Annotated in this window: 12 protein-coding genes; 10 read left to right on the forward strand and 2 right to left on the reverse strand. The window is 39.8% G+C overall.

All coding sequences use genetic code 11. The features are described 5' to 3' along the window. Window positions 1-152: 152 nt before the first annotated feature. Window positions 153-863 carry a bifunctional 2-polyprenyl-6-hydroxyphenol methylase/3-demethylubiquinol 3-O-methyltransferase UbiG gene (gene ubiG / locus ACOI22_RS02300; RefSeq protein WP_420669797.1) on the reverse strand — a complete coding sequence of 237 codons (711 nt, stop codon included), beginning with the start codon at window positions 861-863 and terminating at the stop codon, window positions 153-155. 331 nt (window positions 864-1,194) lie between these two features. Between ubiG and gyrA the strand changes: the two genes are divergently transcribed. The 9 genes from gyrA (at window position 1,195) to pyrF (ending at window position 11,462) form a co-directional block, all read left to right on the forward strand. Further along, complete coding sequence (gyrA, locus tag ACOI22_RS02305) at window positions 1,195-3,843, forward strand: DNA topoisomerase (ATP-hydrolyzing) subunit A (RefSeq protein WP_420669799.1); 2,649 nt, start codon at window positions 1,195-1,197, stop codon at window positions 3,841-3,843. Between the two features lie 79 nt (window positions 3,844-3,922). Then, window positions 3,923-5,005, forward strand: a complete 1,083-nt coding sequence (gene serC, locus ACOI22_RS02310) for a 3-phosphoserine/phosphohydroxythreonine transaminase (RefSeq protein ID WP_420669801.1) — start codon at window positions 3,923-3,925, stop codon at window positions 5,003-5,005. Beyond that, window positions 5,005-6,294 (forward strand): 3-phosphoshikimate 1-carboxyvinyltransferase, encoded by a 1,290-nt coding sequence (gene aroA, locus ACOI22_RS02315; RefSeq protein WP_420669803.1) that lies wholly within the window; start codon window positions 5,005-5,007, stop codon window positions 6,292-6,294. The genes serC and aroA overlap by 1 nt, the downstream gene beginning before the upstream one ends. A 167-nt stretch (window positions 6,295-6,461) precedes the next feature. Further along, window positions 6,462-7,142 (forward strand): (d)CMP kinase, encoded by a 681-nt coding sequence (gene cmk / locus ACOI22_RS02320; protein WP_420669805.1) that lies wholly within the window; start codon window positions 6,462-6,464, stop codon window positions 7,140-7,142. A gap of 100 nt (window positions 7,143-7,242) precedes the next feature. Further along, the gene (gene rpsA, locus ACOI22_RS02325; RefSeq protein ID WP_420669807.1) at window positions 7,243-8,916 is read left to right on the forward strand and encodes a 30S ribosomal protein S1; all 1,674 of its coding nucleotides are present in this window, start codon (window positions 7,243-7,245) and stop codon (window positions 8,914-8,916) included. A gap of 91 nt (window positions 8,917-9,007) precedes the next feature. Next, window positions 9,008-9,292: an integration host factor subunit beta gene (gene ihfB, locus ACOI22_RS02330; RefSeq protein ID WP_420672298.1), complete on the forward strand. Its 285-nt coding sequence runs from the start codon at window positions 9,008-9,010 to the stop codon at window positions 9,290-9,292. A gap of 36 nt (window positions 9,293-9,328) precedes the next feature. After that, window positions 9,329-9,592: a lipopolysaccharide assembly protein LapA domain-containing protein gene (locus tag ACOI22_RS02335; protein ID WP_420669809.1), complete on the forward strand. Its 264-nt coding sequence runs from the start codon at window positions 9,329-9,331 to the stop codon at window positions 9,590-9,592. After that, on the forward strand, window positions 9,593-10,762 hold the full coding sequence (gene lapB, locus ACOI22_RS02340; RefSeq protein WP_420669811.1) for a lipopolysaccharide assembly protein LapB: 1,170 nt from the start codon (window positions 9,593-9,595) through the stop codon (window positions 10,760-10,762). It begins immediately after the preceding gene. Then, the gene (pyrF, locus tag ACOI22_RS02345) at window positions 10,752-11,462 is read left to right on the forward strand and encodes an orotidine-5'-phosphate decarboxylase (protein WP_420669813.1); all 711 of its coding nucleotides are present in this window, start codon (window positions 10,752-10,754) and stop codon (window positions 11,460-11,462) included. The genes lapB and pyrF overlap by 11 nt, the downstream gene beginning before the upstream one ends. A gap of 87 nt (window positions 11,463-11,549) precedes the next feature. Here pyrF and ald read toward each other — a convergent pair whose 3' ends face one another. Then, on the reverse strand, window positions 11,550-12,680 hold the full coding sequence (gene ald / locus ACOI22_RS02350; protein WP_420669815.1) for an alanine dehydrogenase: 1,131 nt from the start codon (window positions 12,678-12,680) through the stop codon (window positions 11,550-11,552). 123 nt (window positions 12,681-12,803) lie between these two features. Here ald and lrp point away from each other — a divergent pair, with 123 nt between their 5' ends. After that, window positions 12,804-13,289: a leucine-responsive transcriptional regulator Lrp gene (gene lrp, locus ACOI22_RS02355; RefSeq protein WP_420669817.1), complete on the forward strand. Its 486-nt coding sequence runs from the start codon at window positions 12,804-12,806 to the stop codon at window positions 13,287-13,289. The last annotated feature ends 72 nt before the right edge of the window (window positions 13,290-13,361 follow it).

A 13,361-nucleotide genomic window follows, 5' to 3' on the forward strand; every position in this document is an offset into this window, starting at 1 on the left:
TATGCAAGATATTTCGTAAAGTATTTTTGCTGAAAAAATAGCTTAATTTGGTCTATATTTTTTTATACTAAAAATTTAATCATTATCAGTAATTAGCATAAGCGATGAAAATAAAATCAGACTTTGTATTAATTTTAAAAAGCAAGTGAAACTTATGCGTTAAGCGGCAGTTGGCAAACGACAAAGTAATTCACATCTACGTTTTTGTTGTCAATATAATAAGCTTGAGATATTGGATTAAAATGCAGGCCAGTTATAAATTGAGGGCATAAATTGCTTGTCTCAATCATCTTAATTAATTCAGCTGGCTTTATAAATTTACTATGATCATGCGTGCCTTTAGGCACCATGCCTAAAATGTACTCCGCCGCCATTATCGCCATTAAGTATGACTTTATGTTTCTATTAAGCGTTGAAAAAATAACAAAACCGCCCGGTTTAACAAGTTCAGCACAGGCTTGAATAACAGATTTTGGATCTGGCACATGTTCTAGCATTTCCAAGCAGCACACTACATCATAGGATTGTGCATGCTTATTAGCCCAGTCTTCAGCCGTTGATAAAACATAATTCACATCAACTTTGGACTCTAAGGTATGTAATTTAGCGACCTCTAAAGAGGCGTCAACCATATCAAGACCAGTTACATTCGCACCTTTATTTACTAATGCTTCTGATAAAATACCACCACCACAACCTACATCAATTACCGTTTTATTAAAAAGGCCGCCAACAGCCTCCTCAATTAAATCAACACGTAAAGGATTTATATCATGTAATGATTTGAATTCACCTTCTTTGTCCCACCAAGAACTCGCGAGTTGTTCAAATTTTGAAAGTTCAGAGGCATCAACGTTGCTCATTATATATTCCTTAAGACGGGCTACTATTGCGAAAGTATAGATATTAATAATACCTCAGTTTATTCACGCGTTTTAATTTTTTCTAATATTACATACTTTTAGTTTCGCAATAGTGTGAATTTTAAACAGTCTAGGGTGTTAAGTAACAATTAGGCTGCATTTTAGCTCTTTTACACGCACGAATACGCTACTGTTTTTATCAAACTAGTGTTAGTATTATGCTAATAAACGTTAATAATAACAAAGTTATCGGTTCAGTAAGACTAACGTTCATTTATATAATGAATAGCGTCAGAAAAAGCATCGATAGAATAAAAGGAACATTTGGTTTATGTCTGATAATGCCAACGAAATTTCTCCCATTAACATTGAAGAAGAATTAAAAAATTCTTACCTTGATTACGCTATGAGTGTAATTGTAGGGCGTGCCTTACCTGATGTAAGAGACGGTTTGAAACCTGTTCATCGCCGCGTATTATTTGCAATGAATGAACTTAAAAACGATTTCAATAAGCCTTATAAAAAATCCGCAAGGGTTGTTGGTGACGTAATCGGTAAGTATCACCCACATGGTGACTCAGCGGTTTACGATACCATTGTTCGTATGGCTCAGCCTTTCTCACTTCGCTACATGTTAGTTGACGGCCAAGGTAACTTTGGTTCAGTAGATGGAGACTCAGCCGCAGCAATGCGTTATACCGAAATACGTATGGCAAAAATTGCGCATGAATTACTGGCTGACTTAGACAAAGAAACCGTTAACTTTGTACCTAACTATGATGGCCAAGAGCACATTCCAGAAGTGCTGCCAACTAAAGTACCTAACCTATTAGTAAATGGCTCGTCAGGTATTGCTGTTGGTATGGCAACAAATATACCGCCACACAACTTAAATGAAGTTATTAACGGTACTATCGCATTAATTGAAAACCCTGATATGTCGATTGAAGACTTAATCGAATATATTCCAGGTCCAGATTTCCCAACGGCAGCGATTATTAGTGGTCGCCAAGGCATTATCAACGCTTATAAAACGGGCCGAGGTAAAATCTATTTACGTGCGAAAGCTGAAATAGAAACAGAAGATAATGGTAAAGAAACTATTATTGTTCATGAAATTCCATACCAAGTTAATAAAGCTCGCTTAATTGAAAAAATTGCTGAGCTAGTTAAAGAGAAGAAGGTTGAAGGTGTTTCTGCTTTACGCGACGAGTCTGATAAAGATGGCATGCGTATTGTTATTGAAGTTAAGCGTAATGAATCTGCTGAAGTATTATTAAACCACTTATACTCCTTGACCCAGTTACAAACTGTGTTCGGCATCAATATGGTTGCCTTAGATAAAACACAGCCTAAAGTATTTAACTTAAAAGAAGTACTTGAAGCGTTTGTTTTACATCGCCGTGAAGTAGTAACTCGTCGTACCGTATACGAGCTTAAAAAAGCCCGTGACCGAGCTCATATATTAGAAGGCTTAGCTATAGCCCTTGTTAATATTGACCCGATCATTGAACTAATTAAAGCTTCTAAAAGCCCTGCTGATGCTAAAATGGCATTAGTAGCAAGTGGTTGGGATTTAGGTGATGTATCGCAAATGCTTGAAAGAGCAGGTGACGATGCGGCGCGTCCTGATTGGTTAGCTGACGAATACGGTATTCGCGATGGTTTGTACTATTTAACCGACGAGCAAGCGCAAGCTATTCTAGATTTACGTTTGAACAAGTTAACCGGCTTAGAGCATGATAAAATTCTTGCTGAATACCGTGATTTGATTGACGTAATTGCGGAACTTTTAGAAATTTTAGGCAGCTCTGTACGTTTAATGGAAGTAATTACAGAAGAATTAGTCAAAGTTAGAGACGAATTTGGTGATGAACGCCGTACTGAAATAACCGCAGCTAGCCACGACATTGATATTGAAGACCTAATTGAGCGCGAAGAAGTTGTTGTTACACTTTCACGTGAAGGTTACGTTAAGTATCAAAAACTGTCAGATTACGAAGCGCAGCGTCGTGGTGGTAAAGGTAAGTCAGCAACGAAGATGAAAGATGAAGATTTCATTGAACGATTACTGGTTGCTAATACTCACGATCACATTTTATGCTTCTCAACGCGTGGGCGCTTATATTGGTTGAAAGTGTATCAACTGCCATTAGCTAGCCGAAATGCGCGTGGCCGTCCTATTGTTAATATTCTTCCATTAGAAGAAAACGAACGTATTACTGCAATACTGCCGATTCAAGAGTTTGAAGCAGGTAAATTTGTATTTATGGCAACGGCAAACGGAACAGTTAAGAAAACTGAATTGACTTTATATTCACGTCCACGAGCTAACGGTATTATTGCTGTAAACCTAAATGACGGTGACGAACTTATTGGCGTAGATTTAACTGACGGAAGCAGCGAAATTATGCTCTTCTCAGATGCTGGTAAAGTAGTGCGTTTCTCTGAAGAACAAGTAAGAGCAATGGGCAGAACAGCTTCAGGTGTTCGCGGTATTAGAATTGGTGAAGACGAACGTGTTGTATCTTTGATTGTACCGTCAAGCGATGGTGACATACTTACCGCTACAGAAAATGGCTATGGTAAACGTACACCAGTTTCTGAATACCCAGCTAAGAGCCGTGCAACGAAAGGTGTTGTTTCAATCAAGGTTTCTGAACGTAACGGCTCAGTAGTTGGCGCTGTTCAAGTTGATGAAAGCAATGAAATGATGCTAATTAGCGACCAAGGCACATTAGTAAGAACGCGCGTTTCTGAAGTATCGTGTGTGGGTCGAAATACTCAAGGTGTTCGTTTAATTAGAACAGTTGAGGGTGAGCATGTAGTAGGGCTCCAGAAAATTGATGAAGTAATTGAAGCAGAAGAGCTCGAAGAAGCTGAACTTGATCAAGAAACATCAGAAACTACAGTAGATTCATCTGGCGACAAACCGTCGGATTCACAAGAAAGTGACCAAGCGCCTGACACAGAAGCTTAAATTTGGTTAACAATGTGAAACTTTGAAAAGGGCAGCTAAGGTATTTATACCGCTGCCTTTTTTTACGTAGGAAATCTCAATGAGTATATATAACTTTAGCGCGGGGCCAGCAGCATTGCCCCAGGCAGTATTAAAAAAAGCCCAAGCAGAATTACTTGACTGGAATGGGCAGGGCACTTCGGTAATGGAAGTTAGCCACAGAGGTAAACCTTTTATTGCTGTTGCTGATAAAGCCGAAGCTGATCTTAGGCAGTTACTTTCAGTACCTGATAATTATAAAGTGCTGTTTTTGCAAGGTGGTGGACGCGCACAATTTTTCGCAGTGCCCTTAAATCTTGCCAAACGCGGTGACTTCGCCCAGCATTTAGTGTCAGGGCAGTGGTCTAAAGGGGCTGTAGCTGAAGCTTCTAAATACATGCGTAGTGATGTAGTAGCGAGCAACTATGAAAAAGATGGCAATATTTTTGTTTCAGATCCAAGCATGTGGTCAGTGGATCCAAATGCCGCTTATTTTCATTACTGCCCTAATGAAACGGTAGATGGTATTGAAATTAGCTGGGTACCCAAAACAGGTGATGTTCCGCTAGTTGCTGATATGTCATCAAATATATTGTCAAAACAAATTAATATTGCCGATTACGGTATTGTGTATGCTGGTGCACAAAAAAATATTGGTCCTTCAGGATTAGCGGTAGTTATTGTTAGAGATGACTTATTGTCATACAGCCGCGCTGATACCCCTGCCATATATGATTATGCGCTACAAGCTAAAAAAGATAGCATGTACAATACACCACCTACCTTCTCATGGTATTTAGCGGGTTTAGTTTTTGAGTGGTTGCTTGAGCAAGGAGGCATTCAAAATATTGAAGCTATGAATGCAAAGAAATCATTAACCCTTTACGACTGTATTGATTCAAGCTCTCTTTATACCAATCATGTTGCGCCGCAATATCGTTCAAGAATGAACGTTGGTTTTCACTTAGCTGATACCAGCTTAAATGACGCGTTTTTAAGTGCCGCTGATAAAGCTGGCTTGAAAGCGCTAAAAGGGCATCGTGATGTTGGCGGCATGAGAGCAAGTATATATAACGCAATGCCTTTAGATGGCGTTGTGGCACTTACTGAGTTTATGCGCGAATTTGAAAGGACGAAAGGCTAATGGAACAACTAACTCTATCCCCAGTAAAAGAAGTTTCGGGACAGGTAAATTTGCCAGGAAGTAAGAGTTTATCAAATAGAGCCTTACTGCTTGCAGCCTTAAGCAAAGGGCAAACACGCCTTACTAACTTACTTGACAGTGACGACATAAAACACATGTTGGTTGCTTTGAAGCAATTAGGCGTAAAGTATGAACTGAGTAATAACAATACAGAATGTGTGGTAACTGGCGTTGGTGGTAAATTTTCGTCTAGCGAACCACTAAGTCTGTTTTTAGGTAATGCGGGTACTGCGATGCGCCCCCTTTGCGCCGCACTAGCATTTTCAGACGTAGACCTAGAGCTTACGGGTGAACCCCGCATGGAAGAAAGGCCAATTGGTGACTTAGCTGATGAACTAATAAATGCTGGCGCTAACATTACGTATTTAAAACAGGCGGGTTATCCCCCTTTAGCAATTAAGCCGGCTGAAATTACCACCAGCGAATTTGAAATTGATGGTAGCGTGTCTAGTCAATTTTTAACTGCGCTTCTAATGGCTGCACCTTTGTTGCAAAGGCCTATTCGTATTAAAATTAAAGGCACCTTAGTTTCTAAGCCTTACATTGATATTACCTTAGATAGCATGGCTAAATTTGGTGTTAATGTGCAAAACAACGAATACGCTGAATTTATAATAGACGGTGAGCAGTTTTACACGGCACCTGAGCACTTTCTTGTGGAGGGTGACGCTTCATCGGCATCTTATTTTTTAGCGGCGGCTGCGGTTAAGGGTGGCACTATTAAAGTAACGGGTATTGGTAAAAGCAGTATTCAAGGTGATATTGCATTTGCTGACGTTCTTGAAAAAATGGGAGCGAAGGTAAACTGGGAAGCTGATAGTATTAGTGTTACAGCCAATGAATTGCATGCAGTTAATATGGATATGAATCATATCCCTGATGCGGCAATGACTATAGGTACCGTGGCTTTGTTCGCTAAAGGTACTACACGTATATCTAATATTTATAATTGGCGAGTTAAAGAAACCGACCGTTTATTTGCAATGGCCACTGAATTACGCAAAGTAGGAGCAGAGGTTATAGAGGGCGAAGATTTTATACAAATTACGCCGCCTGATGTAATTAAGCACGCAGAAATTGATACTTATAACGACCATCGAATTGCTATGTGCTTTTCGCTTGTTGCCTTAGATGACAACTGCGGGATAACGATTAACGACCCTAAGTGCACAGCTAAAACTTTTCCTAACTATTTTGATGAATTTAATAGAGTGTGCCAAAAAGCATAAACTGTACTTTATTTTAGATTTTAAAAGCTCCATTGACGCAGTCATGGAGCTTTTTTATTGCCCATTTGCTTATAAATACTAATTGAAAGCCAGTTTAGGTGCTGTGGCGTTGCACTATTTATTGAGGGGCGTATAATCGCCGCGATTTTGAGTAACAGGAAATATTTATGCAAACAACGCATATAGTCACCGTTGACGGTCCTAGCGGGGCTGGGAAAGGCACTTTGAGCAGCATGTTAGCTGATTCATATCAATGGCATTTCCTTGATAGCGGTGCAATATATCGTGTACTAGCGGTAGCCGCATTACACCATGGAATGGAACTTGATGATATAGATGGCCTAACACCATTAGCCACAGGCTTAGATGTTACGTTTGATGTAACAAATAATGGCCATCGTATTATTTTAGAAGGTGAGGATGTTACTGATGATATTCGCACCGAAGAAGTGGGAAGTGCAGCTTCAAAAGTAGCTGCAATACCGCTTGTACGTGAGGCGCTGTTGCGTCGTCAACGTGCGTTTTCTCAACCACCTGGATTAATTGCCGACGGAAGAGATATGGGAACGGTTGTTTTCCCAGATGCCGTAGCTAAAATATTTTTGAGCGCTAGCGCAGAGGTTAGGGCGCAAAGGCGTTATGAACAGTTGAAAGCTATGGGTCAAGATGTTAGACTATCGCGCCTTTTGGCGGATATACAAGCAAGAGATGAACGAGATTTGAACAGAAGTACGTCACCTCTTCTTGCAGCAGATGATGCATTAATAATTGATTCTTCTGCCATGAATATAGCGCAAGTTTTTGAAAAAGCAAAACAATTTATAGATTCAAAATTGTTTGGTGAGTAGCAAGAACTTGCAATTGAAAACCGAGTTTAGGATGAATTTGGTATTTTTTAATAACCCCGTCGTTCTGGATCGAATGGTCGGATTAACTTAGAATTTAAATATGACTGAAAATTTTGCACAACTTTTTGAAGAAAGCCTCCAGCAATTAGAAACGCGTCCCGGCGCTATTGTAAAAGGTACTGTAGTATCAATCGATAAAGACATCGTACTTGTAGATGCTGGACTAAAATCAGAGAGTGCTATCCCTGTTGAGCAGTTTAAAGCGCTTGATGGGTCACTTGAAATCGCAGTTGGCGACACAGTAGATGTTGCTCTAGACGCAGTTGAAGACGGTTTCGGTGAAACTATTCTATCTCGTGAAAAAGCTAAGCGCCACGAAGCTTGGGTTGAGCTTGAAAAAGCATACGACGAGAAAGAAACTATTAAAGGTGTTATTAACGGTAAAGTTAAAGGCGGCTTTACGGTTGAAGTTAACACAGTTCGCGCATTCTTACCTGGTTCATTAGTTGACGTACGTCCAGTACGTGAAACAAACCACCTAGAAGGCAAAGAGCTAGAGTTTAAAGTAATCAAGTTAGACGCTAAACGCAACAACGTTGTTGTTTCTCGTCGTGCTGTAATTGAAGCGGAAAGCAGTGCTGAGCGCGATCAATTGTTAGCTAACTTGGAAGAAGGTGATGAAGTTAAAGGTATCGTTAAGAACCTAACTGACTACGGAGCATTCGTAGATTTAGGCGGTGTTGACGGTCTACTTCACATCACAGATATGGCTTGGAAGCGTGTTAAGCACCCAAGTGAAATCGTAAATGTTGGTGATGAAATCAACGTTAAAGTTCTTAAGTTCGACAAAGATAAGTCTCGCGTATCATTAGGTATGAAGCAAATGGGCAGCGATCCATGGCAAGAAATTGCTAACCGTTACCCAGAAGGCGCTAAGCTTAGCGGTGCAGTTACTAACCTTACTGATTACGGTTGTTTTGTTGAAATTGAAGACGGCGTTGAAGGTTTGGTTCACGTTTCAGAAATGGACTGGACTAACAAAAACATTCACCCATCTAAAGTTGTTAACCTAGGTGACGTTGTAAACGTTATGGTTCTTGAAATAGACGAAGAACGTCGTCGTATTTCTTTAGGCCTTAAACAGTGCATCGACAACCCTTGGGAAACGTTTGCTAAGTCTTACGAGAAAGGCGACAAGGTATCAGGTAAGATCAAGTCAATCACTGACTTCGGTATCTTTATCGGCCTAGACGGCGGCATCGATGGACTTGTTCACTTATCTGACATTTCATGGCAGAAACAAGGTGAAGAAGCAGTTCGCGAATATAAGAAAGGCGATGAAATTAGTGCAGTAGTACTACAAGTTGACCCTGAGCGCGAGCGTATTTCTTTAGGTGTTAAACAAATCGAAGAAGATCCGTTCAATAAGTATCTGACAGATAACAAGAAAGGTGCTATTGTTAATGGAACTGTAATCGAGGCCGATGCTAAAGGTGTAACTGTACAACTAGCTGAAGAAGTTGAAGGTTATATCCGCATTGGTGACTTAGCTCGTGAAAGAGTTGAAGACGCAAGTGAAGTTGTGAAAGTAGGCGAAACTATTGACGCAAAATACACTGGTGTTGACCGTAAGAATCGCGTAATTAATTTGTCAGTGAAAGCTAAAGATCAAGCAGATGAGAAAGAAGCGCTTGATAAAGTGAATAACCAGACTGAAGATGCTGGCTTTGCTAACGCAATGGCAGAAGCATTTAAAGCTGCAAAAGGCGAGTAATTGCTCTATTCGGAGCGGCTAATCTAGCCGCTCCTTCTTACACCTTTCACACTCGGTTACCCAATACATTGTACCTATACTAATATTGGAGATACACGTGACCAAATCAGAACTTATTGAACGTTTAGCACTTAAGACCGGCGAATTACAAGGCCGTGATTTAGAAAATTCAGTAAAAGAATTACTCGAGCAAATGGCTCAAACACTCCAGCGTGGCGACAGAATAGAGATACGTGGTTTTGGTAGCTTCTCATTGCATTACCGTGCCCCTAGAGTTGGCCGCAACCCTAAAACCGGCGATAAAGTTGAGCTTACAGGCAAACATGTTCCTCACTTTAAAGCAGGCAAAGAATTGCGCGATAGAGTAGACTTATAAGCAATTCTAAAAATTTGAACAAGTAGTAGGATTAGTATGAAAGGAATTGTCCTGGTCATCTTGGTAATATTCATGTTGCTAACAGCGATTGTTGTTGGCTCCAGAAATGCTGATGTGGTCACTATTAATTATTTGATTGCCCAAGTTGACATGCGCATATCTACTTTTATGGTAGTTTGCTTATTTGTTGGTTTTTTCATTGGTGTATCAACAATTTTAACCAAATATTTATCTTTAAAAGTGCGTTTTGCCAGTTTAAAGAAACGTTTAGACAAATTATCTGTTGAAAAGTCGTCGTAGATGCTAGAACTACTTTTTTTATTGCTTCCTGTTGCTGCCGCTTACGGTTGGGTAATGGGACGCAATAGTTTACGCAGTGCTCAGCGTAAACAATCCTCCATTTTATCTACTCATTATTACAAAGGCTTAAACTTCTTATTGTCAGATCAACCTGACAAAGCTGTTGATACCCTTATAAAAATGATTAGTGTAAACAATGACACTATAGAAACGCATATTGCGATGGGGAACTTTTTTAGACACCGCGGTGAATTAGATCGCGCTATAAGAGTTCATCAAAACCTGATCAGCCGTGACGAAATAAGTAAACGCCAAGAAGCATTAGCCTTAGTTGAGCTTGGTACCGATTACTTATTAGCAGGATTTTTAGAGCGAGCTGAAGGCGTGTTCATTCAGTTGTTAGAAAACGACAAACACTTTTCTATTGCTCAGCAAAAGCTTTTTAGTATTTATCAAGTTACGAAAGAGTGGAATAAAGCGGTAGATCTAGCCAGTAGAAGTCTTAAAGTCACCCCAAATGATGAGCATTTATATTTGTTGCTATCTCACTTTTATTGTGAGCAAGCCGTAGATTTAGTATCTGATGGCAAGTTAGAAGAGGCGCAAAATACGCTCAAGAAAGCTGTAATGGTTGAGGGCAAGCAAGTTAGGGCTTGGCTTGAATTAGGCAAACTTGCCGTTAAACAAGAAAACTACAGCCAAGCTATTGATTACTTAACCGAAATTCCAAAGCGAGATTTAGATTGGTTAAGTGAAGCCATCCCTTTGTTGGAAATTAGTGCCGGTAAGTCTGATAATTGGCAGCAACTTGAAAAAATTCTTGAACCATATTGGCAGAAGTGTGCGTCATCGTACATTGCAAAAGTAAATATTATTGCGAGAAAAGGTGATATTGAGCCAGCGGTTGAGACCTTGCTGATGCAGTTAAAACAGCACCCAACCATGCGAGGCTTTAAGTCTTTGTTGTCGTTATATCAACAATTGCTTAACGACGAACGAACGCAACAAAGTATTGAACACTTGCACGAGCTTATTGATAAGCAAATAGCACAGCGCCCAAAATATCGTTGTCAGAGCTGCGGATTTTCGGGACGTCAGTTGTACTGGCTTTGCCCTTCATGCAAAAAATGGTCAGTTATTAAACCTATAAAAGGATTAGATGGTGAGTAGTCAAAATTCTAAAACTTCCCCTGTAATCGTAGCGCTAGATTTTGATGAACTAGCACTTGCAAAATCATTTGTATCAAAGATTTCTCCCAAGCAATGTCGCTTAAAAGTTGGCAAGGAAATGTTTACTTTGTTTGGCCCTGATTGGGTTCGCTATTTAGTCGATGAGGGTTATGACGTATTTCTAGACCTTAAATTTCATGACATTCCTAACACGGTTGCTAAAGCGGTAAAAGCAGCAAGTAAACTGGGAGTTTGGATGGTAAACGTTCACGCTAGTGGCGGCGCACAAATGATGAGTGCAGCTAAGGACGCAGCACTTTCAGCAAGTAAATCTCCTATTTTAACGGCGGTTACTGTGCTTACTAGTATGGATGAACAGCAATTTAGCGATGTGTATGAAGTGACAAACATTAGCCATAAAGTGTCGCGTTTGGCCTTGTTAGCACAAGATGCGGGAGCTGATGGCGTGGTATGTTCTGCGCAAGAAGCCTTAATGTTACGTCAACAACTCAATCCAGAGTTTTGTTTAGTGACGCCGGGTATTCGTCCAGAAGGTAGCAGCGTTGATGATCAAAAGCGAATAATGACACCCACTGAAGCAATGCAATCTGGCGTAGATTATCTAGTAATAGGGCGGCCAATTACTAAAGCTGAATCTCCGCTAGACGTGTTAAACAAAATTAACGTTTCTATTCTGTAACTAGAAAAAGCGAGTTAAAACAAAAAGGCACGGTATCCAGTTTGTACTAGATACCGTGCCTTTTTCGTATCAATTAAGTATATAAAGCTACTTATTTAGCGCGGTTTTAGCGTCACAATATGCTAAGTCTAATGTTTCACCTAGTGCATCTACTACTGCTTTATAAGTTACAAAACCTTTATGTACATTTAATCCATTTAATAAATGTGGGTCATCTAACATAGCTTGTTTAGCACCTTTGTTTGCTAAGGCTAAACCAAAAGGTAATGTAGCATTGTTAAGCGCCATTGTTGATGTCCGTGCTACACCGCCTGGCATATTTGCAACGCAGTAATGAACAACATCATCAATAACATAAACTGGGTCTTGGTGCGTAGTGGCTTTTGACGTTTCAAAACAGCCGCCTTGATCAATAGCTACATCCACCAACACTGAACCAGGTTTCATGTTTTTAATATGTGTTTTATTGAGTAATTTAGGGGCAGCTGCTCCTGGAATAAGTACCGCACCAACTACTAAGTCAGCTCTTGATGAATAATGCTCAATGGCGTCTTCGGTTGAATACACGGTTTTAATTTGTGAATTGAAAATATCATCAAGTTCACGTAGGCGTGGAAGCGAGCGGTCAAGCAATGTTACATCAGCGCCTAAGCCCACAGCCATTTTTGCCGCGTTTACACCTACTACACCGCCACCAATAATTAACACTTTACCTGCAGCAACGCCCGGTACGCCACCTAATAAAGTACCACTACCACCGTGTGCTTTTTCTAAATAATGGGCACCAGCTTGCACCGCCATTCTGCCCGCTACCTCACTCATTGGTGCAAGTAATGGTAGTGCGCCACGGTTGTCAGTTACCGTTTCATATGCAATACAGGTAGCTTTAGATGCCACTAACAATTCGGTTTGCGTTGGGTCTGGTGCTAAGTGTAGGTAGGTATATAAAATTTGGCCTTCACGCAACATTTTACATTCGTTTGGTTGTGGCTCTTTTACTTTTATAATCATGTCTGCAGTGGCGAATATTTCTTCAGCGCTATTAATAATAGCTGCGCCTGCTTGTTCATAAAGCTCATCAGTAAAACCAATTTCGGTACCAGCATTTGTTTGAATAATCACTTTATGACCATTCGCAACAAACTCTTTTACAGCGGCGGGTGTTAAGCCAACGCGATATTCATGATTTTTTATTTCTTTAGGAACGCCAACGATCATTGCTTTGCTCTTTGTTTGATTAATAAACCATTATTGTAATGCAAAGTGTAAGAATAAAAATTTCGAAGTTTTTAAAATTTTAGAATATAATAACGAAAAGTATAATTATGACGGCATAAAGTTTTGTTAGTAAAAACACCAAATCACATTGATAAGATTGACCGACGCATTCTAATAGAGCTTCAAAAGAACGGTAAGATATCGAATGTGGAATTATCTAAGGTAGTGGGCTTAAGTCCAAGCCCTTGTTTAGAAAGGGTAAGGCGTTTAGAGTCGCAAGGTTACATTGTAAATTACCAAGCAAGGCTTAATCCAAACTTGCTAGGGGCGGCAATGCTTGTTTTTGTTGAAATTACATTAACGAAAACATCTGTAGATATATTTGCAGAATTTTCTGCGGCAGTGCAAGAGCACGAAGATATTCAAGAGTGCCATTTAGTTTCAGGCAATTTTGATTTTCTATTAAAAACTCGCGTAGCCGATATGTCGAGCTATAGAAAGTTTTTAGGTGATACATTACTTCGTTTGCCTGGTGTAAGCGAATCAAGGACCTATGTTGTGATGGAAGAAGTTAAACATACTAATAGTATTAAAATTAACTTAAAATAATCACCAAAAATGCCCCTTATATAGTGCTGTTTAAGACCTAACATTATGTTAATCTACGAGTTAATTATTGAG

The sequence above is a fragment of the Glaciecola sp. 2405UD65-10 genome (assembly GCF_048820975.1).
GTDB lineage: Bacteria > Pseudomonadota > Gammaproteobacteria > Enterobacterales > Alteromonadaceae > Glaciecola.

Coding starts and splice junctions, on each gene's coding strand:
- aroA (WP_420669803.1), top strand. CDS start 5,005: ATGGAACAACTAACTCTATCCCCAGTAAAAGAAGTTTCGGGACAGGTA.
- ACOI22_RS02335 (WP_420669809.1), top strand. CDS start 9,329: ATGAAAGGAATTGTCCTGGTCATCTTGGTAATATTCATGTTGCTAACA.
- rpsA (WP_420669807.1), top strand. CDS start 7,243: ATGACTGAAAATTTTGCACAACTTTTTGAAGAAAGCCTCCAGCAATTA.
- pyrF (WP_420669813.1), top strand. CDS start 10,752: ATGGTGAGTAGTCAAAATTCTAAAACTTCCCCTGTAATCGTAGCGCTA.
- ald (WP_420669815.1), bottom strand. CDS start 12,680: ATGATCGTTGGCGTTCCTAAAGAAATAAAAAATCATGAATATCGCGTT.
- lapB (WP_420669811.1), top strand. CDS start 9,593: ATGCTAGAACTACTTTTTTTATTGCTTCCTGTTGCTGCCGCTTACGGT.
- gyrA (WP_420669799.1), top strand. CDS start 1,195: ATGTCTGATAATGCCAACGAAATTTCTCCCATTAACATTGAAGAAGAA.
- cmk (WP_420669805.1), top strand. CDS start 6,462: ATGCAAACAACGCATATAGTCACCGTTGACGGTCCTAGCGGGGCTGGG.
- ubiG (WP_420669797.1), bottom strand. CDS start 863: ATGAGCAACGTTGATGCCTCTGAACTTTCAAAATTTGAACAACTCGCG.
- serC (WP_420669801.1), top strand. CDS start 3,923: ATGAGTATATATAACTTTAGCGCGGGGCCAGCAGCATTGCCCCAGGCA.